21 protein-coding genes and 1 pseudogene are annotated in these 24,428 nt (G+C 69.6%); 15 read left to right on the top strand and 7 right to left on the bottom strand.

The annotated features are described in order from the left end of the window. The first annotated feature begins 384 nt into the window (after positions 1-384). Positions 385-2,949 carry a RelA/SpoT family protein gene (locus tag QF027_RS09460; RefSeq protein WP_373431017.1) on the top strand — a complete coding sequence of 855 codons (2,565 nt, stop codon included), beginning with the start codon at positions 385-387 and terminating at the stop codon, positions 2,947-2,949. 54 nt (positions 2,950-3,003) lie between these two features. On the opposite strand, the gene QF027_RS09455 is transcribed toward QF027_RS09460, so the two are convergent. Then, a complete protein-coding gene (locus QF027_RS09455; protein WP_062045071.1) occupies positions 3,004-4,233 on the bottom strand; it encodes a DUF349 domain-containing protein in 1,230 nt (409 codons plus the stop codon). Positions 4,234-4,365: 132 nt separating this feature from the next. After that, positions 4,366-5,184, bottom strand: coding sequence for a peptidylprolyl isomerase (locus tag QF027_RS09450; protein ID WP_306984227.1), 819 nt, complete (start codon positions 5,182-5,184; stop codon positions 4,366-4,368). 180 nt (positions 5,185-5,364) lie between these two features. Here QF027_RS09450 and QF027_RS09445 point away from each other — a divergent pair, with 180 nt between their 5' ends. Continuing rightward, positions 5,365-6,078 carry an MBL fold metallo-hydrolase gene (locus QF027_RS09445; RefSeq protein WP_306984229.1) on the top strand — a complete coding sequence of 238 codons (714 nt, stop codon included), beginning with the start codon at positions 5,365-5,367 and terminating at the stop codon, positions 6,076-6,078. Positions 6,079-6,090: 12 nt separating this feature from the next. Further along, on the top strand, positions 6,091-7,353 hold the full coding sequence (hisS, locus tag QF027_RS09440; protein ID WP_306984232.1) for a histidine--tRNA ligase: 1,263 nt from the start codon (positions 6,091-6,093) through the stop codon (positions 7,351-7,353). 47 nt (positions 7,354-7,400) lie between these two features. Here hisS and QF027_RS09435 read toward each other — a convergent pair whose 3' ends face one another. The 4 genes from QF027_RS09435 to QF027_RS09420 are packed head-to-tail and all read right to left on the bottom strand — an operon-like array spanning position 7,401 to position 10,928. Then, positions 7,401-8,027 (bottom strand): response regulator, encoded by a 627-nt coding sequence (locus QF027_RS09435; RefSeq protein WP_306984235.1) that lies wholly within the window; start codon positions 8,025-8,027, stop codon positions 7,401-7,403. After that, positions 8,024-9,223: a sensor histidine kinase gene (locus QF027_RS09430; protein ID WP_307073927.1), complete on the bottom strand. Its 1,200-nt coding sequence runs from the start codon at positions 9,221-9,223 to the stop codon at positions 8,024-8,026. The genes QF027_RS09435 and QF027_RS09430 overlap by 4 nt, the downstream gene beginning before the upstream one ends. After that, positions 9,220-10,065, bottom strand: coding sequence for an ABC transporter permease (locus QF027_RS09425; protein WP_307073925.1), 846 nt, complete (start codon positions 10,063-10,065; stop codon positions 9,220-9,222). The genes QF027_RS09430 and QF027_RS09425 overlap by 4 nt, the downstream gene beginning before the upstream one ends. Next, positions 10,062-10,928: an ABC transporter ATP-binding protein gene (locus QF027_RS09420; RefSeq protein WP_306984241.1), complete on the bottom strand. Its 867-nt coding sequence runs from the start codon at positions 10,926-10,928 to the stop codon at positions 10,062-10,064. The genes QF027_RS09425 and QF027_RS09420 overlap by 4 nt, the downstream gene beginning before the upstream one ends. 144 nt (positions 10,929-11,072) lie before the next feature. On the opposite strand from QF027_RS09420, the gene QF027_RS09415 reads away from it, so the two are divergent. From QF027_RS09415 to rpsD, 3 genes are all read left to right on the top strand, one after another. After that, a complete protein-coding gene (locus tag QF027_RS09415) occupies positions 11,073-11,735 on the top strand; it encodes a vitamin K epoxide reductase family protein (protein WP_306984243.1) in 663 nt (220 codons plus the stop codon). A gap of 46 nt (positions 11,736-11,781) precedes the next feature. Then, positions 11,782-13,137, top strand: a complete 1,356-nt coding sequence (locus QF027_RS09410; protein ID WP_306984245.1) for a replication-associated recombination protein A — start codon at positions 11,782-11,784, stop codon at positions 13,135-13,137. A 282-nt stretch (positions 13,138-13,419) separates the two neighbouring features. Then, entirely contained in the window at positions 13,420-14,034 is a 615-nt protein-coding gene (rpsD, locus tag QF027_RS09405) for a 30S ribosomal protein S4 (protein WP_037714931.1), read from the top strand. Positions 14,035-14,064: 30 nt separating this feature from the next. Here rpsD and QF027_RS49575 read toward each other — a convergent pair. Next, positions 14,065-14,420: pseudogene (locus tag QF027_RS49575) on the bottom strand (regulator); the annotation flags it as partial. 345 nt (positions 14,421-14,765) lie between these two features. Between QF027_RS49575 and QF027_RS09400 the strand changes: the two are divergent. From QF027_RS09400 to aroB, 9 genes are all read left to right on the top strand, one after another. Beyond that, entirely contained in the window at positions 14,766-15,191 is a 426-nt protein-coding gene (locus tag QF027_RS09400) for a DUF948 domain-containing protein (RefSeq protein WP_307073923.1), read from the top strand. A 10-nt stretch (positions 15,192-15,201) separates the two neighbouring features. Further along, positions 15,202-15,528 (top strand): hypothetical protein, encoded by a 327-nt coding sequence (locus QF027_RS09395; protein ID WP_306984249.1) that lies wholly within the window; start codon positions 15,202-15,204, stop codon positions 15,526-15,528. Continuing rightward, entirely contained in the window at positions 15,528-18,200 is a 2,673-nt protein-coding gene (alaS, locus tag QF027_RS09390; protein WP_307073921.1) for an alanine--tRNA ligase, read from the top strand. Before QF027_RS09395 ends, alaS begins: the two co-directional genes overlap by 1 nt. Then, the gene (gene ruvX / locus QF027_RS09385) at positions 18,200-18,664 is read left to right on the top strand and encodes a Holliday junction resolvase RuvX (RefSeq protein WP_306984253.1); all 465 of its coding nucleotides are present in this window, start codon (positions 18,200-18,202) and stop codon (positions 18,662-18,664) included. The genes alaS and ruvX overlap by 1 nt, the downstream gene beginning before the upstream one ends. Before the next feature lie 122 nt (positions 18,665-18,786). Then, positions 18,787-20,511, top strand: a complete 1,725-nt coding sequence (gene mltG, locus QF027_RS09380) for an endolytic transglycosylase MltG (protein WP_307073919.1) — start codon at positions 18,787-18,789, stop codon at positions 20,509-20,511. Then, the gene (locus tag QF027_RS09375) at positions 20,492-21,331 is read left to right on the top strand and encodes a shikimate dehydrogenase (RefSeq protein WP_307073917.1); all 840 of its coding nucleotides are present in this window, start codon (positions 20,492-20,494) and stop codon (positions 21,329-21,331) included. Before mltG ends, QF027_RS09375 begins: the two co-directional genes overlap by 20 nt. A 242-nt stretch (positions 21,332-21,573) precedes the next feature. Beyond that, entirely contained in the window at positions 21,574-22,758 is a 1,185-nt protein-coding gene (aroC, locus tag QF027_RS09370) for a chorismate synthase (RefSeq protein WP_306984261.1), read from the top strand. Next, entirely contained in the window at positions 22,755-23,270 is a 516-nt protein-coding gene (locus QF027_RS09365; RefSeq protein ID WP_306984263.1) for a shikimate kinase, read from the top strand. The genes aroC and QF027_RS09365 overlap by 4 nt, the downstream gene beginning before the upstream one ends. After that, positions 23,267-24,358 carry a 3-dehydroquinate synthase gene (gene aroB / locus QF027_RS09360; protein ID WP_306984265.1) on the top strand — a complete coding sequence of 364 codons (1,092 nt, stop codon included), beginning with the start codon at positions 23,267-23,269 and terminating at the stop codon, positions 24,356-24,358. Before QF027_RS09365 ends, aroB begins: the two co-directional genes overlap by 4 nt. The last annotated feature ends 70 nt before the right edge of the window (positions 24,359-24,428 follow it).

Below are 24,428 nucleotides of genomic sequence, written 5' to 3'. Positions count from 1 at the left end.
AGCCGGGCGCTGTGCGCCGCGGCACTCGTACCTGTGCGAGGGACCGCGGCCTCCCGCGCCGGCCACACCTCATTCAGAAACTCTCACGTCGGTGAAATTCTCGCCGGCCGCCACCGCCCAGGACCGCCCGCCCCCACCGCCCACGTGCCCGCCCCGTCCCGGCGCATCCACTCGCTTCGGCCCGGCCTCCCCGCCGTCCCAGGCCACCCACAGGCCCCGCACCGCACATCCCCGGGTCACCCTCAGGAATCACGCGGGAGCCCCTCTTGTTGCACGTGTAGACGTCCCTCACATCGGGCTGAAGGCGATCCCCGGGCGCAGGATCGCTACCATGGGGTCTCCGGAGCCTGACCGGGGGACCCGGATCGCGCACGAGGAGTCCTCTTGCCAGACGAGGCCCAGCCACTCGCCCCCAGTGCTGAACGCCTGGGGGGACCCCCAGCCGCCAAGCCCGAGCCCGCCTCGGCGCCCGCGGCCAAGCCCGCGCCGGACGCGAAGAGCGCGACGAGCGACGCCCGCGGGCCGGTCGAGCACGCCCAGTCGGCGCCCGTCGACAAGCCGGCCGAACCGCCCCGGCCCAAGCCCGCCGCTGCCGAGCCCTCCACGTCGGCGACACCCGCGGCCCGTCCGAGCGCGGGCCAGCCCGCCCGTACCGGCTCCTCCAACCGCGTCCGTGCCCGTCTCGCCCGTCTCGGCGTCCAGCGCTCCAACCCGTACAACCCGGTCCTGGAGCCACTGCTGCGGATAGTGCGCAGCAACGACCCGAAGATCGAGACCGCGACACTGCGCCAGATCGAGCGCGCCTACCAGGTCGCCGAGCGCTGGCACCGCGGCCAGAAGCGCAAGAGCGGCGACCCGTACATCACCCACCCCCTCGCCGTGACCACGATCCTCGCCGAGCTCGGCATGGACCCGGCGACGCTGATGGCCGGCCTGCTGCACGACACCGTCGAGGACACCGAGTACGGCCTCGACCAGCTCCGCCGCGACTTCGGTGACTCCGTGGCCCTGCTCGTCGACGGCGTCACCAAGCTGGACAAGGTCAAGTTCGGCGAGGCCGCGCAGGCCGAGACCGTGCGCAAGATGGTCGTAGCCATGGCCAAGGACCCCCGCGTCCTGGTCATCAAGCTCGCCGACCGCCTGCACAACATGCGCACCATGCGCTACCTGAAGCGGGAGAAGCAGGAGAAGAAGGCGCGCGAGACGCTGGAGATCTACGCTCCGCTTGCCCACCGCCTCGGCATGAACACCATCAAGTGGGAGCTGGAGGACCTCGCCTTCGCGATCCTCTACCCCAAGATGTACGACGAGATCGTACGGCTGGTGGCCGAGCGGGCGCCCAAGCGCGACGAGTACCTGGCCATAGTGACCGACGAGGTGCAGTCCGACCTGCGCGCCGCCCGGATCAAGGCCACCGTCACCGGGCGACCGAAGCACTACTACAGCGTGTACCAGAAGATGATCGTCCGCGGCCGCGACTTCGCGGAGATCTACGACCTGGTCGGAATCCGAGTCCTCGTCGACACCGTCCGCGACTGCTACGCCGCCCTCGGCACCGTGCACGCGCGATGGAACCCGGTCCCCGGCCGGTTCAAGGACTACATCGCGATGCCCAAGTTCAACATGTACCAGTCGCTGCACACCACGGTCATCGGCCCCAACGGCAAGCCGGTCGAACTCCAGATCCGTACGTTCGACATGCACCGCCGCGCCGAGTACGGCATCGCCGCGCACTGGAAGTACAAGCAGGAGGCCGTCGCCGGTACCTCCAAGGTGCGCTCGGACCAGCCGCGGACCACCGGCAAGGACGACCACCTCAACGACATGGCGTGGCTGCGCCAGCTCCTGGACTGGCAGAAGGAGACGGAGGACCCCGGCGAGTTCCTGGAGTCCCTGCGCTTCGACCTCTCCCGCAACGAGGTCTTCGTCTTCACCCCCAAGGGCGACGTCATAGCGCTGCCGGCCGGCGCCACTCCGGTGGACTTCTCGTACGCGGTGCACACAGAGGTGGGCCACCGCACCATAGGAGCCCGCGTCAACGGCCGTCTCGTACCGCTGGAGTCCACCCTGGACAACGGCGACCTCGTCGAGGTTTTCACGTCCAAGGCACCCGGGGCCGGACCGTCCCGGGACTGGCTCAACTTCGTGAAGTCGCCGCGGGCCCGCAACAAGATCCGCGCCTGGTTCTCCAAGGAGCGCCGGGACGAGGCGATCGAGCAGGGCAAGGACGCCATCGTCCGGGCGATGCGGAAACAGAACCTGCCGATCCAGCGCATCCTCACCGGCGACTCGCTCGTCACGCTCGCGCACGAGATGCGGTACTCCGACATCTCCGCCCTGTACGCGGCGATCGGCGAGGGACATGTCTCCGCGCAGAACATCGTGCAGAAACTCGTCTCCGCGCTCGGCGGCGAGGAGGCGGCCACCGAGGAGATCGACGAGGCGGTCCCGCCGAGCCGCGGGCGTCGCAAGCGGCGCTCCAACACCGACCCGGGCGTCGTCGTCAAGGGCGTCGACGACGTGTGGGTCAAACTGGCCCGCTGTTGCACACCCGTCCCGGGCGACCCGATCATCGGCTTCGTCACCCGCGGTAGCGGCGTATCGGTTCACCGCAGCGACTGCGTCAACGTGGAGTCACTGTCCCGCGAGCCCGAGCGCATCCTCGAGGTCGAGTGGGCGCCCACGCAGTCCTCGGTCTTCCTGGTCGCCATCCAGGTCGAGGCCCTGGACCGCTCCCGGCTCCTCTCGGACGTCACCCGCGTCCTGTCCGACCAGCACGTCAACATCCTCTCCGCGGCCGTCCAGACCTCCCGCGACCGCGTCGCCACATCCCGCTTCACCTTCGAGATGGGCGACCCGAAGCACCTCGGTCACGTCCTGAAGGCGGTCAGGGGGGTCGAGGGCGTGTACGACGTGTACCGCGTGACCTCGGCGCGGAACCGGTCGTAGAAGACATGGGAAAGGGCCCCGCACCCAAGGTGCGGGGCCCTTTCCCATGCGGCCTCAGCCGCCGAACTCCTGGAGACCCTTGAGCGCCTGGTCCAGGAGCGCCTGGCGGCCCTCCAGCTCACGCTCCAACTTGTCGGCCCTGGCGTTGTTGCCCTGGGCGCGCGCCTGGTCGATCTGGCCCCTGAGCTTGTCCACGGCGGCCTGGAGCTGGCCGGTCAGACCCGCGGCACGCGCGCGTGCCTCCGGGTTGGTCCGGCGCCACTCGGTCTCCTCGGCCTCCTGGAGGGCGCGCTCGACGGCGTGCATCCGGCCCTCGACCTTCGGACGGGCGTCCCGCGGGACGTGACCGATGGCCTCCCAGCGCTCGTTGATCGCGCGGAAGGCGGCTCGGGCGCTCTTCAGGTCGCCGATCGGCAGGAGCTTCTCGGCCTCCTCGGCGAGCTCCTCCTTCAGCTTGAGGTTCTCGGTCTGCTCGGCGTCCCGCTCGGCGAACACCGAGCTGCGGGCGGCGAAGAACACGTCCTGGGCGCCACGGAAGCGGTTCCACAGGTCGTCCTCGTGCTCGCGCTGGGCGCGGCCGGCTGCCTTCCACTCGGCCATCAGCTCACGGTAGCGAGCGGCCGTCGGACCCCAGTCCGTCGACCCGGACAGCGCCTCGGCCTCGCCGACCAGGCGTTCCTTGGTCCGGCGGGCGTCCTCCCGCTGCGCGTCCAACGACGCGAAGTGGGCCTTGCGGCGCTTGGAGAACGCCGAGCGCGCGTGCGAGAAGCGGTGCCACAACTCGTCGTCCGACTTGCGGTCCAGGCGCGGCAGACCCTTCCAGGTGTCCACCAGTGCGCGCAGCCGCTCACCGGCGGCCCGCCACTGGTCGGACTGGGCCAGCTCCTCCGCCTCGACGACCAGCGCCTCCTTGGCGTGCCGGGCCTCGTCGGACTGCTTCGCGCGCTGCTGCTTGCGCTCCTCGCGGCGCTTGTCGACGGTCTCCACGAGCTTGTCCAACCGCACCTTGAGCGCGTCCAGGTCGCCGACCGCGTGATGCGCGTCGACCTGCTCGCGGATGTGGTCGATGGCTGCCTGAGCGTCCTTCGCCGACAGGTCGGTGGTCTTGACTCGCTTCTCGAGGAGGCCGATCTCGACAACCAGGCCCTCGTACTTGCGCTCGAAGTAGGCCAGGGCTTCCTCGGGGGAGCCGGCCTGCCAGGAACCGACGACCTGTTCGCCGTCGGCCGTACGCACGTACACGGTCCCCGTCTCGTCGACGCGGCCCCACGGGTCGCTGCTCACAGCGCCTCCTCCACATGATGCCGAGAGGCGTCAGCGCCCCCGGGCATCGTCCACAGTTTCGTCACGGCCAACATAGGCGACCGGCGGGTTGCCTGTCCGCATCCCGCGCGACCGAAATTTCGCACTTGGCGGTCAGGATTTGGTGACCGTCGCCTTGTTGATCACGACGGTCGCGTTCGGCGCGCCGTCGCCCGCGCCGGTGCTCTCACCGGCCGCGGCGATCTTCTTCAGCACCTTCATACCGGATTCCGAGATGGTGCCGAACGGGGTGTAGCTCGGAGGGAGCTGGCTGTCCTGGTAGACGAGGAAGAACTGGCTTCCGCCGGTGTGCGCCTGCCCGGTGTTCGCCATCGCGACGGTGCCCGCCGGGTAGACGTTGCTCTTGAGGCTCTTGTCCTTCAGGTTCTCGTCCGGGATGGTGTAGCCCGGTCCGCCGCTGCCGGAGCCCGTCGGGTCGCCGCACTGCAGGACGTAGATGCCGTTGGTGGTGAGCCGGTGGCACTTGGTGTGGTCGAAGAAGCCCTTGTTCGCCAGGAAGTCGAACGAGTTCACGGTGTGCGGGGCCGCCGACGCCTTCAGCGCGATGTCGATCTCACCGCACGTCGTGGCGAGGCCAAGGGTGTATTTCGCCGACTTGTCGATGGACATCGCCGGCTCCTTCTTCCAGGTCTCCGTCTTGACCTTGCCGGCGGCGGCCTTGTCGCACGGGTCCGGCGCCTTGCTGGTCGCCGCCGCGCTGGGAGTGGTCTGCGCGCTCGCGCTGGCCTTGTCGTCGTCCTTCATGACCCCGGACGTGTAGAGCGCCAGGCTGCCCACCAGGACCACGCCGAGCACCGACGCGATCACAGAGTTGCGTACACGGGCCTTGCGGCGCGCGGCCGTGCGCCGCTGCTGCTGCCGCAAGAACTTCTCCCGCGCGAGCTGCCGCTTCCGCTGTTCCTGGGTGACCACGGGGTTCTCTCCTCATGCGTCTCGTACGCCGACCGGTACGCATGCGTCCTATGAACCGACCGCCTGCGTGTGCCCCGTACCGTATATGGGTTCGCTGAGAAATCGGCAGCGCCGGTAGGCTCTGACCACTGGGGCAGCCGCCCGGAAGACCGCCCGTACCTAGACAAACCGAGGACGATCGTGCTCATTGCCGGGTTCCCCGCCGGGGCCTGGGGGACGAACTGTTATCTCGTCGCCCCCGCCGCCGGTGAGGAGTGCGTGATCATCGACCCGGGCCACCAGGCCGCCGAGGGAGTCGAGGAGACGCTGAAGAAGCATCGGCTCAAGCCCGTCGCCGTCGTCCTCACCCACGGCCACATCGACCACGTGGCCTCGGTCGTCCCCGTGTGCGGCGCGCACGGAGTACCCGCGTGGATCCACCCCGAGGACCGCTACATGATGAAGGACCCGTCGATGGGTCTGGGGCGTTCCATCGGGATGCCGCTCATGGGCGAGATCACCGTGGGGGAGCCGGACGACGTCAAGGAGCTGACCGACGGTGTGCGGCTGGAGCTCGCGGGCCTGGACCTGTCCGTCGCGCACGCGCCGGGCCATACCAAGGGGTCGGTGACCTTCCGGATGCCCGAGACGGCCGAGATTCCCTCGGTCTTCTTCTCGGGGGATCTGCTCTTCGCCGGCTCCATCGGACGCACCGACCTGCCCGGCGGTGACATGGCCGAGATGCTCGACTCGCTGGCCCGCGTGTGCCTGCCGCTCGACGACTCGACCGTGGTGCTGTCCGGCCACGGCCCCCAGACGACCATCGGCCAGGAGCGCGCCACCAACCCGTATCTGCGGGAAGTGGCCGCCGGCCAGGGAGAGGGTGCGAACACCCCTCCCCGACGAGGAATGTGACGAGAGACTTCCGTGAGCACCTTTCAGGCCCCCAAGGGCACGTACGACCTGATCCCGCCAGACAGCGCCAAGTTCCTGGCGGTCCGTGAGGCGATCGCCGCGCCCCTGCGCGCCTCCGGCTACGGCTACATCGAGACGCCCGGCTTCGAGAGCGTCGAGCTGTTCGCGCGCGGCGTCGGAGAGTCCACCGACATCGTGACCAAGGAGATGTACGCCTTCGAGACCAAGGGCGGCGACAAGCTGGCCCTGCGCCCCGAGGGCACGGCCTCCGTCCTGCGCGCGGCGCTGGAGGCCAACCTGCACAAGACGGGCAACCTGCCGGTCAAGCTCTGGTACTCCGGCTCGTACTACCGCTACGAGCGTCCGCAGAAGGGCCGTTACCGGCACTTCTCGCAGGTGGGCGCCGAGGCGATCGGTGCGGAGGACCCGGCGCTCGACGCCGAGCTGATCATCCTGGCCGACCAGGCGTACCGCTCGCTGGGGCTGCGCAACTTCCGCATCCTGCTCAACAGCCTGGGCGACAAGGAGTGCCGTCCGGTGTACCGGGCCGCGCTCCAGGACTTCCTGCGCGGCCTGGACCTCGACGAGGACACGCTCCGCCGCGCCGAGATCAACCCCCTGCGCGTCCTCGACGACAAGCGGGAGTCGGTCCAGAAGCAGCTCGGGGACGCCCCGCTGCTGCGCGACTACCTCTGCGACGCCTGCAAGGCGTACCACGAGGAGGTCCGCGAGCTGATCACCGCGGCGGGCGTGGCCTTCGAGGACGACCCGAAGCTGGTGCGCGGCCTGGACTACTACACCCGTACGACCTTCGAGTTCGTCCACGACGGTCTGGGCTCCCAGTCGGCTGTGGGCGGCGGCGGACGCTACGACGGCCTGTCGGAGATGATCGGCGGCCCGGCCCTTCCGTCCGTGGGCTGGGCGTTGGGCGTCGACCGCACGGTCCTCGCCCTGGAGGCGGAGGGCGTCGAGCTCGAACTCCCCTCGACGACCAGTGTGTTCGCGGTCCCGCTGGGAGAGGAGGCCCGCCGGATCCTCTTCGCCAAGGTCACCGAACTCCGCAAGGTGGGTATCGCGGCGGACTTCTCCTACGGCGCCAAGGGCCTCAAGGGCGCCATGAAGAACGCCAACCGCAGCGGCGCCCGCTACACGATCGTCGCCGGTGAACGCGACCTCGCCGAGGGCGTCGTACAGCTCAAGGACATGGAGTCCGGGGAGCAGTCGGCGATCGGGGTCAACGAGATCGTGGCGGAGCTGGAGTCCAGGCTCGGTTAGCAGTACTCCAGGAGAAGGGCGCCGGTCACGTGGCCGGCGCCCTTCTTTCACTGGTCGAGGAGGCCGTGGCGCATCGCGCAGGTCACCGCGGCGGTGCGGTCGTCGACTCCCAACTTGCCGAAGACGCGCAGGAGATGGGTCTTGACCGTCGACTCGCCGATGAACAGCCTGCGCCCGATCTCCGCGTTCGTGCAGCCCTCCGCCACCAGACGCAGCACCGCTGTCTCGCGCTCCGAGAGCCGGGGCCGCTCCGGCCTGGTGCGCAACTGGTCGACCAGGCGGGCCGCGACGGTCGGCGCCAGGACGGTCTCGCCCCGGGCGGCGGCCCGTACGGACTCCGCCAGTTCGCCCCGGGGCAGGTCCTTGAGCAGATAGCCGGCGGCCCCCGCCTCCACGGCCCGCAGGATGTCCCGGTCCGTCTCGTACGTCGTCAGGACGATCACCCGGCAGGGCAGTCCCGCCTCCGTCATCCGTACGATCGAATCCACGCCCGAGCCGCCCGGCATCCGCAGGTCCATCAGCACGATGTCGGGCCGGAGTTCAGCCGCCAGCGCCTCCGCCTGCGGCCCGCTCGTCGCGTCCGCGATCACCTCCAGGTCCGGTTCCGCGCTCAGCATCGCTCGCAGGCCCTCCCGTACGACCGGGTGGTCGTCGGCCAGGATGATCCGGATCATGAACAGCTCCTCGGGGGCGGCACGGGCAGACGAACGGTGACCGTGGTGCCGCCGCCGGGCGCGCTGTGCACCCGCACCGTCCCGCCGACCTCGGTGGCGCGGGCGCGGAGCCCCGCCAGACCGTAGCCGTCACGGGCGGCCCCCGGGTCGAAGCCGTGACCGTCGTCCCGTACGGACAGGGTGAGGCTCTCGTCGGCGTAGTCGAGGTCGATGGTCACGGTCGCCGAACTTCCCGCGTGTTTACGGCAGTTCGTGAGTGCCTCCTGGCAGGAGCGCAGGGCGACGACCTCGGCGCCCGCGGGCAGCGGACGGACCTGGCCGGTCACGGCGAGCTTCGCGGAGTGCCGGGCCGTCAGCCGGAACAGGGCGTCCGGCAGCGTCGCGCCGTCCAGGTCGGCGGGGGTGCCGTCGGCGACCAGGGCCCGCGCCTCGGCGAGGTTCAGCCGGGCCGTCTCGTCCATCAGGGCCAGATGACGGCGGGCCTGCGGCATGTCGTGGTCGAGCTCGGCCTCGACGGCCTGGATCAGCATCAGCAGGCTGGTGAAGCCCTGTGCGAGGGTGTCGTGGATCTCCCGGGCCATCCGCTGTCGCTCGGTCAGTGCCCCGTGCGCCGCGGACAGCCGCGAGACCTCGTGCCGGCTCGTGGCCAACTCGGCGATCAGAGCCGCCCGTTCCTGGCTCTGCTCGATGATCCGGATGACATAGCTGCCGACGGCCACCGAGAAGACCAGGGTGACGACGGCGAACAGGCCGTTGAAGAAGACGTCCTGCTCGCTCGGCCGCCACAGCAGCGCCCAGCCCGCCACGGGAGCGAGATTGATCACCGCCACGGCGGTCGGAGCCCACCGCATCCGCAGCGTCATGAAGCACTGGGGGACGAGAGCGAAGGTCATCAGCCGGGTCTCGCCGACCAGGATCGCCGAGGGAAGGAACAGCGCCATCATCGCGCCGAGGTAGGCCAGGGCCTTGCGCGCGTCGGGCGGATCCTGCCGGAGCAGGGGGCGCCCGACCCGTACGAAGAGCGGAACCAGCGGGACCAGCAGCGTCGCCGCCGTGACGCGGACCGGCCACCCGGGGTGTCCCGCACCCAGCACGAACACCAGGGTGGCCAGCCAGATCAGCGCGAAGTAGGTGTCCCAGAGCCGGAAGGAACGGTCCCACGAGTACGCGCCCACGGCGTCCGCCGGACCGCTCATCCGTCGCGCCGGTTCTTCCACCGGAAGGTCAGCAGACACAGCAGCAATCCTCCGACGCACCACGCCCCCAGCACCAGGGCGGTGCGTCCGAACTCCCAGCCGCCGGCCTGCTCCAGGACCTGCGCCGAGTCCGGCAGGAACACCCCGCGCAGCCCCTGGCACATCCACTTCAGGGGGAACAGCGCGCCGATGTTCAGCATCCAGTCGGGGATCGTGTCGATCGCGATGTACACCCCGGAGATGAACTGGAGGACCAGGAAGGGCAGGACGACCACGGAGCTCGCGCTCTTGCTGGACTTGGGCACCGAACTGATCGCGATGCCGAGCAGCGCGCACCCCGTGAGACCGAGCACGAAGATCCAGGCGAACGCGAACCATTTGCCGGCGTCCGACGGCAGATCGACGTCGTACAGCGTCGTGCCGACGAGCAAAAGGATCGCCGTCTCCAGGATGCCGGTGACCAGAACCAGCCAGATCTTGCCGAGGAAGTACGCCGCCGGCGGCATCGGGGTCCCGCGCAGCCTGCGCAGCACCTTCTCGTCCCGCTCGACGGCGATCGAGATGCCGAGCGACTGGAAGCTCGTCGACATGATGCCGGCGGCCATCATCGCCGGCACGTACAGCTGCGAGGCCTTGATGCCCGCACCCTCCACGTCGTCACTGAAGATGGACGCGAACAGGAACAGGAAGACCACCGGGAAGGCGAAGGTGAACACCACCTGGTCGCGCTGGCGGAAGAACTGCCTGATCTCCAGGGCACCCCGCCGAAGCCCGAGCCCCCAGACTCCGGGCAGCCTTGCGGCACCAGCATCGGTCCGGAACCGTACGGCGGTCGTGGTCATCGCGCGTCCTCCTGTCCGGTGAGCCGGAGGTAGACGTCCTCCAGCGTGGGGCGGCTGACCTGGAGCCCCGGGATCTCGCCGTCGAAGCGGCGCATCAGCGCGGCGACCGTCCTGGTCGGGGTGTCGGTGTGCTCCGTACGCGGGGCGCCGTCCGGCTCGGTCCACTCGACGGTGGCGCCTCTGCCGTACCGCTCCCGCAGAGCAGCGGGCTCGTCCTCGGCGACGACCTTGCCCCGGGAGATCACGGCCAGCCGGTCGGCGAGCGCCTCGGCCTCCTCCAGGTAGTGCGTGGTGAGCAGGATCGTCGTGCCCTCGTCGGACAGATTGCGGATCAGGTCCCAGAACTGGCGCCGGGCCGCCGGGTCGAATCCGGTCGTCGGCTCGTCCAGGAGCAGCAGTTCGGGGCCGCCGATCACACCGAGCGCCACGTCGAGCCGCCGCCGCTGCCCCCCCGACAGGGCCTTGATCCGGCTGCCCGCCTTGCCCTCCAGGCCCACCAGCCCGATGACCTCCTCGGGGTCCCGTGGCCGCGGGTAGTAGCGGGCGAAATGCCGGACGGTCTCCGCGACCGTCAACTCGGCGGGCGCGGATTCGTCCTGCCAGACGATTCCGACCTTTGCACGCCACGCGCGCGTGCCGTGCGCCGGGTCCGCGCCGAGCACGGACACCTCACCCGCGTCCCGGTCCCGGTTGCCCTGGAGGATCTCCACCGTGGTGCTCTTGCCCGCGCCATTGGGCCCGAGCAGGCCGAACACCTCGCCCCTGCGGATACCGAGATCGATCCCGTCGACCGCGGTCACGTCGCCGTACTGCTTGCGCAGCCCCCGAACGTCCACCGCGAGTTCGTTCGCGTGTGTGGTCATGCCTGTGAGCATCAGCCGGAACCGAACGTTCAGGGACGACCGTGCGTACTTCCTTATGTCCACCGAACGGTGGACAAGCCTCGGGTGCGGCACAATGGCCCGTGCCCGAAGAAGGTCCAACTCTCCAGCAGACGGATCGGCGTGATGAGCAAGACCACAGTGAAACACGTCTCCACGGAGCCCGAGCCCTCGTCGGCGAGCGACGACGCCGCGCCCCGGACGGTGGGCGGCAGCCGTGCCTTCGCGCTGCTGCTGGTGATCACCGGCGCCGCCGGACTGCTCGCCGCGTGGGTCATCACGATCGACAAGTTCAAGATCCTCGAGGGCAAGGTCAGCGGCAAGACGTTCACGCCGAGCTGCTCCCTCAACCCGATCGTCTCCTGCGGCAGCGTCATGGAGAGCAAGCAGGCCGCCGCCTTCGGGTTCCCCAACCCGATGCTCGGCCTCGTCTGCTACGGCATCGTCATCTGCGTCGGCATGACCCTGCTGGCCCGCGCCACCTTCCCGCGCTGGTACTGGCTCACCTTCAACTTCGGCACGCTCTTCGGAGTGGCCTTCTGCACCTGGCTCCAGTTCCAGTCGCTGTACCGGATCAACGCGCTGTGCCTGTGGTGCTCGCTGGCCTGGGTCGCCACGATCACGATGTTCTGGTACGTGACCTCGTTCAACATCCGCAACGACCTGCTGCCGTCCCCGGGCTGGCTCAAGCGCTTCCTCTCCGAGTTCACCTGGGTCCTGCCGGTCACCCACTGCGGCATCATCGTCATGCTGATCCTGACCCGCTGGGGCGACAAGCTCTGGGCCTGACCGACGGCCGACGGCGTTGTCAGTGGCGTGACATAGGGTTTTGAACGTGGAGCCCGATCTGTTCACCGCCGCGGCAGAAGAACGCCAGGAGAAGGACCCGGCCGGCAGCCCCTTGGCGGTCCGGATGCGCCCGCGCACCCTCGACGAGGTGATGGGCCAGCAGCACCTGCTCAAGCCGGGTTCGCCGCTGCGTCGACTGGTCGGCGAGGGCAGCGGAGGTCCCGCCGGACCGTCCTCGGTGATCCTCTGGGGTCCGCCCGGCACCGGCAAGACGACCTTGGCGTACGTCGTCTCCAAGGCAACCAACAAGCGCTTCGTGGAGCTGTCCGCGATCACCGCCGGCGTCAAGGAGGTCCGCGCGGTCATCGACGGCGCCCGCCGCGCCACCGGCGGCTTCGGCAAGGAGACCGTCCTCTTCCTCGACGAGATCCACCGCTTCAGCAAGGCCCAGCAGGACTCCCTGCTCCCCGCGGTCGAGAACCGCTGGGTGACCCTGATCGCGGCGACCACCGAGAACCCGTACTTCTCGATCATCTCCCCGCTGCTGTCCCGGTCCCTGCTGCTGACCCTCGAACCCCTCACCGACGACGACGTCAGAGGACTGCTGAAGCGGGCGCTGAGCGACGAGCGGGGCCTGAAGGACGCCGTCGCCCTCCCCGAGGACACCGAGGACCACCTCCTGCGGATCGCCGGCGGCGACGCCCGCCGTGCCCTGACCGCCCTGGAGGCGGCCGCCGGGGCCGCCCTCGACAAGGGCGAGCCGGAGATCACCCTCACCACGCTGGAGGAGACGGTCGACCGCGCGGCCGTGACGTACGACCGCGACGGCGACCAGCACTACGACGTGGCCAGCGCCCTCATCAAGTCCATCAGGGGCTCCGACGTCGACGCGGCCCTGCACTACCTGGCCCGCATGATCGAGGCCGGTGAGGACCCCCGCTTCATCGCCCGCCGGCTGATGATCTCCGCCAGCGAGGACATCGGCCTCGCCGACCCGAACGCCCTGCCCATCGCGGTCGCCGCCGCCCAGGCCGTGGCCATGATCGGCTTCCCCGAGGCCGCGCTGACATTGAGCCACGCCACCATCGCCCTCGCGCTGGCCCCGAAGTCCAACGCCGCGACGACGGCGATCGGCGCCGCCATGGAGGACGTGCGCAAGGGGCTGGCCGGGCCGGTGCCGCCGCATCTGCGTGACGGGCACTACAAGGGTGCCGCCAAGCTCGGGCACGCGCAGGGGTACGTCTACCCGCACGACCTGCCCGAGGGGATCGCCGAGCAGCAGTACGCCCCGGACGCCATCAAGGACCGCGAGTACTACGAACCCACCCGGCACGGCGCCGAGGCCCGGTACGCGGACGCCGTGGAGTGGACCCGCAAACACCTCGGTCGCAAGCGGTCCTGAGCACCCTGTAGAATCCTCGAAGCGCTGTGTCCCGTGCAGTCAGAACGGGACGGTCAGCCGGAACCCCCCAGTGGGGTTCCAGGAGCGTCGCGCACCGTTCGAATGGTGTCGCGGGCAGCCCACCACCGCCAGCGGTAGGTGGGCCACTCGCGTGCTGCACATATGTGCCCAGACCAGGGGAGCGGCTGCCCACCAGGTTCCTCGAGGACCCGGCGGGTTTCCCCGGCTGCGGATGCGACCTCCCATAACTCTGACGAGCCGAACACCAAGAGATGAGAGATTGTGGCGAACCAGCCCCGCCCCAAGGTCAAGAAGTCGCGTGCCCTCGGCATCGCGCTGACCCCGAAGGCCGTCAAGTACTTCGAGGCCCGTCCCTACCCCCCGGGTGAGCACGGCCGTGGCCGCAAGCAGAACTCGGACTACAAGGTCCGTCTGCTCGAGAAGCAGCGTCTGCGCGCGCAGTACGACGTGTCCGAGCGTCAGCTCGTCCGCGCCTACGAGCGTGCCGCCAAGACCCAGGGCAAGACCGGTGAGGCCCTGGTCATCGAGCTCGAGCGCCGTCTCGACGCGCTGGTCCTGCGTTCGGGCATCGCCCGCACGATCTACCAGGCCCGCCAGATGGTCGTCCACGGCCACATCGAGGTCAACGGTCAGAAGGTCGACAAGCCGTCCTTCCGCGTCCGCCCCGACGATGTCGTGATGGTCCGCGAGCGCAGCCGCGAGAAGACCCTCTTCTCGATCGCCCGTGAGGGCGGCTTCGCCCCCGACGGCGAGACCCCGCGCTACCTCCAGGTGAACCTCCGCGCCCTGGCCTTCCGCCTGGACCGCGAGCCGAACCGCAAGGAGATCCCGGTGATCTGCGACGAGCAGCTCGTCGTCGAGTACTACGCCCGCTGATCACCGGCAGGCCGTAGCACCCGCACCACTTCAGCCCGCCGTCTCCCCGCCCTTCCGGGTGGGCGAGGCGGCGGGTTGCCGCATGTCGAGGGTCACTCGCGCGAGCCGCACGGAACCCCGCGGCGCCGGCAGTCCCTCGATCGGGCGGGCGCGGCCCGGGCGCCCGGGACACCGCGGCGTCCCGCCCAGCGCCCAGCTCCGGGCCGTCGCCTCGCACAGCTCGTGCGGGGCGTTGTAGTAGGCCGAACCGAACAGGGGCAGGCCGGCAAGGCCGTTCTGCGTGGCTGCAGCACGGCGGCCTCGGCCGGATCGCCCACGGTCACGGTGACCAGAGCGAGCAACGCGATGGACAGGACCGAGCCGAGCAGGTCGTGGAAGGCGTGCGCGGGTGCACGAGGAGCCTCTCGCGCGGCAGCCGCGTGCGGGTCCGCGCCACCCCCCGTCGGCCGGCGCGCACCGCCCGCTCGCAGCCCGCGCCGCGAGCCGGGACTTGCCGATAGCTCCGCGGCCTGTCACCAGCCGTGAGGTGGCGAGCGCCCGTGCCGGCCCCGGAAGTTCCGCGCGCCGACCGGTAACACGGAGCGTACTGAAGTGTGTTCGCTCCGTACGACCGCCGTGGGCGGCCCGCGTGCGGGTGAGGGGTTGTCCGGTGCGGAGCGCCGTCCCCGGCGCGATAGGCTCGGCGGAGACTTTTTTCATAGACAGCACGTTTCAGGGAGCGGGTGCACACAGTGTCCGGTGGAGAGGTTGCCGGGATCCTGGTGGCCGTCTTCTGGGCGATCCTGGTCTCCTTCCTCGCCGTCGCGCTGGCGAGGCTGGCCCAGACGCTCAAGGCGACCACCAAGCTCGTGGCGGACGTGACCGACCAGGCCGTCCCGCTGCTGGCCGATGCCTCCACCGCGGTGCGTTCCGCGCAGACCCAGATCGAGCGGGTCGACGCGATCGCCTCGGACGTCCAGGAGGTCACGTCGAACGCCTCCGCGCTGTCCACCACCGTCGCCTCCACCTTCGGCGGCCCCCTGGTCAAGGTCGCGGCCTTCGGCTACGGCGTGCGCCGCGCGATCAGCGGCCGCAAGGACGACGTGCCCGCAAAGACGCCCCGGCGTACCGTGATCGTGGGCCGGGCGGTTTCCCGGGGCCGCGGGAAGAAGGACTGAGGCTCAAGAGATGTTCCGCCGTACTTTCTGGTTCTCCACGGGCGTGGCCGCGGGTGTCTGGGCCACCACCAAGGTGAATCGCAAGCTGAAGCAGCTGACCCCCGAGAACCTCGCCGTGACCGCGGCCAACAAAGCGATCGAGACGGGTGCCCGTCTCAAGGACCGCGCCGTCGGCTTCGCGCTCGACGTCCGGGACAACATGGCCCAGCGGGAGGCCGAGTTGACGGATGCCCTCGGTATCCACGACAGCCCCGAACTCCCCGCACCCAGGCGCATCGCCGCCATCGAGAACTCGACGTACACAACGCATTCGTACAACCGGAATGAGGACCACTGATGGAGTCGGCCGAGATTCGCCGCCGCTGGCTGAGCTTCTACGAGGAGCGCGGGCACACCGTCGTCCCTTCGGCGTCGCTCATCGCGGACGACCCGACTCTGCTCCTGGTCCCCGCCGGCATGGTGCCCTTCAAGCCGTACTTCCTCGGTGAGGTCAAGCCCCCGTGGTCGCGCGCCACCAGCGTGCAGAAGTGCGTGCGCACGCCCGACATCGAAGAGGTCGGCAAGACCACCCGGCACGGCACCTTCTTCCAGATGTGCGGCAACTTCTCCTTCGGCGACTACTTCAAGGAAGGCGCCATCAAGTACGCCTGGGAGCTGCTCACCAGCCCCCAGGACAAGGGTGGTTACGGCCTGGAGCCGGAGAAGCTCTGGATCACCGTCTACAAGGACGACGACGAGGCCGAGCGTATCTGGCACGAGATCATCGGCGTGCCCAAGGAGCGCATCCAGCGCCTCGGTATGAAGGACAACTACTGGTCCATGGGCGTCCCCGGACCCTGTGGCCCCTGTTCCGAGATCAACTACGACCGCGGCCCCGAGTTCGGCGTCGAGGGCGGCCCCGCCGTCAACGACGAGCGGTACGTGGAGATCTGGAACCTCGTCTTCATGCAGTACGAGCGCGGCGAGGGCATCGGCAAGGACAACTTCGAGATCCTCGGCGAGCTCCCCAGCAAGAACATCGACACCGGCCTCGGACTTGAGCGCCTCGCGATGATTCTGCAGGGCGTGCAGAACATGTACGAGATCGACACCTCCATGGCCGTCATCAAGAAGGCCACCGAGCTGACCGGCGTGGCCTACGGCGACGCCCACGACTCGGACGTCTCGCTGCGCGTGGTCACCGACCACATGCGCACGTCCGTGATGCTCATCGGTGACGGTGTCACCCCCGGCAACGAGGGCCGCGGTTACGTCCTGCGCCGCATCATGCGCCGTGCCATCCGCAACATGCGCCTGCTCGGTGCCACCGGCCCGGTCGTGCTCGACCTGATCGACACCGTGATCGCCATGATGGGCCAGCAGTACCCCGAGCTCGTCACCGACCGCGAGCGGATCGAAAAGGTCGCCGTCGCCGAGGAGAACGCCTTCCTCAAGACGCTGAAGGCCGGCACCAACATCCTCGACACCGCCGTCACCGAGACCAAGCAGTCCGGTGGCACGGTCCTCGCCGGCGACAAGGCGTTCCTGCTCCACGACACCTGGGGCTTCCCGATCGACCTCACCCTGGAGATGGCCGCCGAGCAGGGCCTGTCCGTGGACGAGGAGGGCTTCCGCCGCCTGATGAAGGAGCAGCGGGAGCGCGCCAAGGCCGACGCCCAGGCCAAGAAGACCGGTCACGCCGGCGCGGGCGCCTACCGCGAGATCGCGGACAAGGTCGGTGAGACCGACTTCATCGGCTACAGCGACACCGAGGGCGAGTCCACCATCGTCGGCATCCTCGTCGACGGCGCCTCCTCCCCGGCCGCCACCGAGGGCGACGAGGTCGAGATCGTCCTGGACCGCACCCCGTTCTACGCCGAGGGCGGCGGCCAGATCGGCGACACCGGCAAGATCAAGGTCGACTCCGGTGCCGTCATCGAGATCCGCGACTGCCAGAAGCCGGTTCCCGGCGTCTATGTCCACAAGGGCGTCGTGCAGTTCGGTGAGGTGACCGTCGGGGCCAAGGCCCACGCCTCGATCGACAGCCGCCGCCGTACGGCCATCGCCCGCGCCCACTCGGCCACCCACCTCACCCACCAGGCCCTGCGTGACGCGCTCGGCCCGACGGCCGCCCAGGCCGGTTCCGAGAACCAGCCCGGCCGCTTCCGCTTCGACTTCGGTTCCCCGTCCGCCGTTCCGACGGCCGTGATGACCGACGTCGAGCAGAAGATCAACGAGGTGCTCGCCCGCGAACTCGACGTCCGCGCCGACGTCATGGGCATCGACGAGGCCAAGAAGCAGGGTGCCATCGCCGAGTTCGGCGAGAAGTACGGCGAGCGGGTCCGTGTCGTGACCATCGGCGACTTCTCCAAGGAGCTGTGCGGCGGTACCCACGTGCACAACACCGCCCAGCTGGGCCTGGTGAAGCTGCTCGGCGAGTCGTCCATCGGCTCCGGGGTCCGCCGTATCGAGGCGCTCGTCGGTGTCGACGCGTACAACTTCCTCGCCCGTGAACACACCGTCGTCGCCCAGCTCCAGGAGCTGGTCAAGGGCCGTCCGGAGGAGCTTCCGGAGAAGGTCTCCGCCATGCTCGGCAAGCTGAAGGACGCCGAGAAGGAGATCGAGAAGTTCCGCGCGGAGAAGGTCCTGCAGGCCGCCGCCGGTCTTGCCGAGTCCGCCAAGGACGTCCGCGGGATCGCGGTCGTCACCGGGCAGGTCCCGGACGGCACGACCCCCGACGACCTGCGCAAGCTGGTCCTCGACGTGCGCGGCCGCATCCAAGGCGGACGCGCCGCCGTGGTCGCCCTCTTCACCGTGAACAACGGCAAGCCGCTCACGGTCATCGCCACCAACGAGGCCGCCCGTGGGCGCGGGCTCAAGGCCGGTGACCTGGTCCGGGCCGCCGCCAAGACCCTCGGCGGCGGCGGTGGCGGCAAGCCGGACGTCGCGCAGGGCGGTGGCCAGAACCCGGCCGCGATCGGTGAGGCCGTGGACGCCGTGGAGCGCATGGTCGGGGAGACGGCCAAGTAATGCGCACAGGCCGCAGGCTCGCGATCGACGTCGGGGACGCCCGCATCGGTGTCGCCTCGTGCGACCCCGACGGGATTCTCGCCACTCCGGTGGAGACGGTCCCGGGCCGGGACGTCCCGGCAGCTCATCGTCGGCTGAAGCAGCTGGTCGAGGAGTACGAACCGATTGAGGTCGTCGTCGGCCTCCCTCGCTCCCTCAAGGGGGGCGAGGGCCCGGCCGCGGCCAAGGTCCGCGGCTTCGTCCAGGAGCTCGCCCGGGGGATCGCGCCCGTCCCGGTCCGGCTCGTCGACGAGCGGATGACCACCGTGACGGCCAGTCAGGGACTGCGCGCATCCGGAGTGAAATCCAAAAAGGGCAGATCGGTCATCGACCAGGCAGCCGCCGTGATCATTCTTCAGCAGGCGCTGGAATCCGAACGGGTGTCAGGTAAAGCACCCGGCGAGGGCGTCGAAGTGGTCATCTGATCGCGGTACGGTAGCGTTCCGCGCGATGCGGCGACATTCGAACAGTCACCGCACAGAAAGAGGCGAAACGGTAGCCGGATGGTGAGTGAAGGAGACCGCCGCCTCGCGGCTCTAGGGGATCGATGACTGAGTATGGCCGGGGCGAAGGCTCCGAACCGTGGCATCCCGAGGACCCGTTGTACGGGGACGGCGGATGGGAAGGGCAGCAGGCCCACGCGGGTCAGCAGTCCCCTTACGGCGGCCAGCCGCAGCACTATCCGCAGCAGCAGCCGCAGTACGACAACGGTGGCTGGGGCGACGGCCGGCAGGACGCCTATGGTCAGGCGCAGCAGCAGTACCCGCAGCACGACGGCCAGTACGACCAGCAGGAGCAGTACAACCAGCAGCAGTACGACCAGCATCAGCAGCAGTACGACCAGCAGGCGTACCACGGCCAGCAGCAGTCGTACGACCAGAACGGCAACGGCTGGGCGACAGGCACGCAGGCGCAGGTGCCGTACCCCGCCGATCCCTCGGACCCGTACGGACAGCAGGCGGCCGCGTACGGCGCTGAGCAGCAGGACCACTACGGCAGCCCGGACGCGTACCCGCCGCCGGAGCCGCCGAGCCGTCGACGGGCCGATCCTGAGCCGCAGATCGACTGGGATCCGGGCCCGGACCAGGGAGAGCACGCCTTCTTCGCGGGCGGCGACGACAGCGAGGACGACTCCGACGACCCGAAAGGCGGCCGCGGCGACCGGCGCGGGCGCGGCGACAAGGGCGGCAAGAAGCGCAAGAGCGGATGCGCCTGTCTGGTGGTCCTGCTGGTGTTCGGCGGTGGCACCGCAGGCGTCGGCTACTTCGGGTACCAGTTCTACCAAAATCGTTTCGGCGCGGCCCCGGACTATGCCGGGGACGGGACGAGCGAGATGGTCACCGTCCAGGTCCCCAAGGGTGCGGGCGGGTACGCGATCGGCCGACTGCTGAAGGACGCGGGTGTCGTGAAGAGCGTCGACGCCTTTGTGTCCGCCCAGGAGCAGAACCCCAAGGGGAAGGCGATCCAGGCCGGCGCCTATCTGCTGAAGAAGGAGATGTCCGCCGAAAGCGCCGTCGTGATGATGCTCGACCGGAAGAGCCAGAACAACGTGCTGGTCGCTCCGGGACTGCGGAACCTCATCGTCTACAAGAGGATCGACGAGAAACTCGATCTTGCTTCCGGCACCACGAAGAAGATCGCCGAAAAGAAATACAAGAGCCTCGGGCTGCCGAGCTGGGCGAACGACAACGAGGACATCAAGGACCCGCTGGAGGGCTTCCTCTATCCGGGTACCTATCCCGCGGCGAAGGGCATGAAGCCCGAGACGGTGCTGAAGGAAATGGTCACCCAGGCCGCCGAGACCTACGGCAAGTACGACCTGGAGGCGAAGGCCAAGGCGCTCAAGCTGGACAGCCCGCTGCAGGTCATCACGGTCGCCAGCCTCGTCGAGGCCGAGGGGAAAACCGAGGACGACTACCGCAAGATGGCGGAGGTGGTCTACAACCGGCTCAACCTCGCCAACCCCGAGACCTACGGCCTGCTCCAGTTCGACTCGACCTTCAATTACCTGAAGAACGAGAGCGACATCCGCATCTCCGAGTCGGAGATCAAGAGCAACAAGGACCCGTACAACACGTACACGAACAAGGGTCTGCCGCCCGGCCCGATCGACAATCCGGGCGACGTCGCGCTGAAGGCCGCGCTGGATCCGACCGACGACGGCTGGTACTACTTCGTCGCGACCGACGGCTTGAAGACCACCGAATTCGCCAAGACCCACGCTGAATTCCTGAGGCTCAAGGACAAGTTCGATGCAAGCACGGGCAGCTGACGCCCGCCGGGCCGCCGTCCTCGGAAAGCCCATCGCCCACTCCCTCTCCCCGGTCCTGCACCGGGCCGCCTACGAGGAGTTGGGGCTCACGGGCTGGTCGTACGACCGGTTCGAGCTCGACGAGGCCGCACTGCCCGGGTTTGTCGGGCAACTCGGGCCGGAGTGGGCCGGGCTGTCGGTGACCATGCCGCTCAAGCGGGCGGTCATTCCGCTGCTCGACGAGATCAGCGACACGGCCGCCTCGGTGGAGGCGGTCAACACCGTCGTGTTCACCGAGGACGGCCGCCGCCTCGGCGACAACACCGACATCCCGGGCATGGTCGCCGCCCTCAGGGAGCGGGGCATCGAACAGGTCGGCTCGGCGGCGATCCTCGGCGCCGGCGCCACCGCCTCCTCCGCGCTCGCCGCGCTGGCCCGGATCTGCACCGGCGAGGTCGTCGCCTATGTGCGCAGCGAGGCCCGGGCCGCCGAGATGCGGCAGTGGGGCGAGCGTCTCGGCGTCGAGGTGCGCACGGCGGACTGGGCGGACGCGGCCGAGGCCCTGGACGCCCCTCTGGTGATCGCGACCACCCCGGCCGGGGCGACGGACGCTCTCGCCCACGCCGTACCGGAGCGCCCCGCGGCCCTCTTCGACGTGCTCTACGACCCGTGGCCGACCGAGCTGGCGGCCCGCTGGTCGATGATCGGCGGGGCCGTGGTCAGCGGCCTCGACCTGCTGGTGCACCAGGCGGTGCTCCAGGTCGAGCAGATGACGGGTCTCAGGCCCGCGCCGGTGGAGACCATGCGCAAGGCGGGCGAGCATGCGTTGGCGGCTCGCTGAGCCTCTTCGGTGAAGCGTGGCAGTGGTCCTTTGACAGCGTCGTACTGAGCGCGGCCGAGCGGATGGCCTGAGGGCTGTACACATGCCCACGTCCGTCTGCTGGACCTGTGACCGGCTCCCGGCGCCGAACGTGGGAGGATCGGAGGTGGCGGGCCGGGGCCGCGCACCTGGTCGCGCCGTTGCCGTACGCGAGGACGCGCGTAAGCAGGGCAGTACCAGGGCGCGAGCATCGAGGAGCATCGTTGAGCAGGTTGCGCTGGCTGACCGCGGGGGAGTCCCATGGTCCCGCACTCGTCGCGACGCTGGAGGGCCTTCCCGCCGGCGTGCCGATCACCACGGAGATGGTGGCGGACCACCTGGCGAGGCGTCGGCTGGGCTATGGCCGCGGTGCCCGGATGAAGTTCGAGCAGGACGAGGTCACCTTCCTGGGCGGTGTCCGGCACGGCCTCAGCCTGGGTTCCCCGGTCGCCATCATGGTGGGCAACACCGAGTGGCCCAAGTGGGAGCAGGTCATGTCGGCCGACCCCATCGATCCGGAGATCCTGGCGGGCCTGGCGCGCAACGCGCCGCTGACCCGGCCGCGGCCCGGTCACGCCGATCTCGCGGGCATGCAGAAGTACGGCTTCGACGAGGCCCGGCCGATCCTGGAGCGCGCTTCCGCGCGGGAGACGGCGGCCCGGGTGGCGCTGGGCGCGGTGGCCCGCTCGTACCTGAAGGAGACGGCCGGCATCGAGATCGTCTCGCACGTCGTCGAGCTGTGTTCGGTGAAGGCCCCGCAGGGTGTGTATCCGACCCCGGCCGACGTCGAGAGGCTGGACGCCGACCCCCTGCGCTGCCTGGACGCGGACACGTCGAAGGCGATGGTGGCCGAGGTCGACCAGGCCCACAAGGACGGCGACACCCTGGGCGGTGTGGTGGAGATCCTGGCTTACGGGGTGCCGGTGGGCCTGGGCTCGCATGTGCACTGGGACCGCAAGCTGGATGCCCGTCTGGCGGGTGCGCTGATGGGCATCCAGGCGATCAAGGGTGTCGAGCTCGGCGACGGCTTCGAGCTGGCGCGGGTGCCCGGGTCGAAGGCGCACGACGAGATCGTGAACTCGCCCGAGGGCATCCGGCGCACGTCGGGCCGCTCGGGCGGCACCGAGGGCGGGCTGTCCACGGGTGAGCTGCTGCGGGTGCGGGCGGCGATGAAGCCGATCGCGACCGTGCCGCGCGCGTTGCAGACCGTCGACGTGACCACCGGCGAGGCCGCGCAGGCCCACCACCAGCGCTCGGATGTGTCCGCGGTCCCGGCCGCCGGTATCGTCGCCGAGGCCATGGTCGCCCTGGTCCTGGCGGACGCGGTGGCGGAGAAGTTCGGTGGCGACAGCGTGCCCGAGACCCGCCGCAATGTGCGGTCCTACCTCGAGAACCTGGCCATCCGATGACCGGTCCCCAGGTGGTACTGGTCGGTCCGATGGGCGTGGGCAAGTCCACCGTCGGGCAGCTGCTGGCCGAGCGGCTCGGTGTCGGCTACCGGGACACCGACGACGACATCGTCGCCGAGCAGGGCCGCACGATCGCGGAGATCTTCGTCGACGAGGGCGAGCCGGTCTTCCGGGCGATCGAGAAGGCAGCCGTCGCGCGGGCGCTCGCCGAGCACGACGGTGTCCTCGCGCTGGGCGGCGGCTCGATCCTGGACGCGGACACGCGCGCGCTGCTGGCCGGGCAGCAGGTGGTGTATCTCTCGATGGACGTCGAGGAGGCGGTCAAGCGCACCGGCCTGAACGCCGCGCGTCCGCTGCTCGCGGTCAACCCGCGCAAGCAGTGGCGCGAGCTGATGGAGGCCCGCCGCCACCTGTACGAATCGATCGCCACGACGGTGGTCGCCACGGACGGCCGTACACCCGAAGAAGTCACCCGAATCGCGCTGGACGCACTGGAGTTGAAGGAAGCATGAGCGAGGCAGTGACGCGCATCCAGGTCGGCGGCACCGCGGGCAGCGAGCCGTACGAGGTCCTGGTGGGACGTCAACTCCTGGGTGAGCTCGGCGCTTTGATCGGGGAGAAGGCGCAGCGGGTCGCGATCATCCACCCCGAGGCGCTCGCCGACACCGGTGACGCGCTGCGCGCCGACCTCGCCGGACAGGGGTACGAGGCCGTCGCCATCCAGGTCCCGAACGCGGAGGAGGCCAAGACCGCCGAGGTCGCCGCCTACTGCTGGAAGGCGCTCGGACAGTCCGGATTCACCCGCACCGACGTCGTCGTCGGCGTCGGCGGCGGCGCCACCACCGACCTCGCCGGGTTCGTGGCCGCGACCTGGCTGCGCGGGGTGCGCTGGATCGCCATCCCGACCACGGTGCTCGCCATGGTCGACGCGGCCGTCGGCGGCAAGACCGGCATCAACACCGCCGAGGGCAAGAACCTCGTCGGCGCCTTCCACCCGCCCGCCGGCGTCCTGTGCGACCTGGCCGCGCTGGACTCCCTGCCCGTCAACGACTACGTCTCCGGACTCGCCGAGATCATCAAGGCGGGCTTCATCGCCGACCCGGTGATCCTGGAACTCATCGAGTCCGACCCGCAGGCCGCGCGCACCCCGGCGGGGCCGCACACCGCCGAGCTCATCGAGCGCTCGATCCGGGTCAAGGCCGAGGTCGTCTCCTCCGACCTCAAGGAGTCGGGCCTCAGGGAGATCCTCAACTACGGTCACACGCTCGCCCACGCCATCGAGAAGAACGAGCGGTACAAGTGGCGGCACGGTGCCGCGGTCGCCGTAGGCATGCACTTCGCCGCCGAACTGGGCCGTCTGGCGGGCCGGTTGGACGACGCGACGGCCGACCGCCACCGCACCGTCCTCGAATCGGTCGGCCTGCCGCTGCACTACCGCTACGACCAGTGGCCCAAGTTGCTGGAAACCATGAAGGTCGACAAGAAGTCCCGCGGCAATCTGCTGCGGTTCATCGTCCTCGACGGACTGGGCAAGCCCACGGTCCTGGAGGGCCCGGACCCCGCGGTCCTGCTCGCCGCGTACGGCGAGGTCGGCCAGTAAGTCCCGCGACGGGCGTTCCGCCTGATTCGCCTTGCGACAGGGGCACTTCGGGGCGCTCCCGGCCGTTTCA

This window comes from Streptomyces canus, from assembly GCF_030816965.1.
GTDB lineage: Bacteria > Actinomycetota > Actinomycetes > Streptomycetales > Streptomycetaceae > Streptomyces > Streptomyces canus_E.
Note: the sequence above shows the minus strand (reverse complement) of the source record. Positions and strands in the feature narration are given on the sequence as shown.

Excerpts from the sequence above, each read along its gene's own strand:
- QF027_RS09435 (WP_306984235.1), bottom strand. The coding sequence starts at position 8,027 with ATGATCCGGATCATCCTGGCCGACGACCACCCGGTCGTACGGGAGGGC.
- QF027_RS09430 (WP_307073927.1), bottom strand. The coding sequence starts at position 9,223 with ATGAGCGGTCCGGCGGACGCCGTGGGCGCGTACTCGTGGGACCGTTCC.
- mltG (WP_307073919.1), top strand. The coding sequence starts at position 18,787 with ATGACTGAGTATGGCCGGGGCGAAGGCTCCGAACCGTGGCATCCCGAG.
- QF027_RS09375 (WP_307073917.1), top strand. The coding sequence starts at position 20,492 with ATGCAAGCACGGGCAGCTGACGCCCGCCGGGCCGCCGTCCTCGGAAAG.
- aroB (WP_306984265.1), top strand. The coding sequence starts at position 23,267 with ATGAGCGAGGCAGTGACGCGCATCCAGGTCGGCGGCACCGCGGGCAGC.
- QF027_RS09425 (WP_307073925.1), bottom strand. The coding sequence starts at position 10,065 with ATGACCACGACCGCCGTACGGTTCCGGACCGATGCTGGTGCCGCAAGG.
- ruvX (WP_306984253.1), top strand. The coding sequence starts at position 18,200 with ATGCGCACAGGCCGCAGGCTCGCGATCGACGTCGGGGACGCCCGCATC.
- QF027_RS09395 (WP_306984249.1), top strand. The coding sequence starts at position 15,202 with ATGTTCCGCCGTACTTTCTGGTTCTCCACGGGCGTGGCCGCGGGTGTC.
- QF027_RS09365 (WP_306984263.1), top strand. The coding sequence starts at position 22,755 with ATGACCGGTCCCCAGGTGGTACTGGTCGGTCCGATGGGCGTGGGCAAG.
- QF027_RS09415 (WP_306984243.1), top strand. The coding sequence starts at position 11,073 with ATGAGCAAGACCACAGTGAAACACGTCTCCACGGAGCCCGAGCCCTCG.
- alaS (WP_307073921.1), top strand. The coding sequence starts at position 15,528 with ATGGAGTCGGCCGAGATTCGCCGCCGCTGGCTGAGCTTCTACGAGGAG.
- QF027_RS09420 (WP_306984241.1), bottom strand. The coding sequence starts at position 10,928 with ATGACCACACACGCGAACGAACTCGCGGTGGACGTTCGGGGGCTGCGC.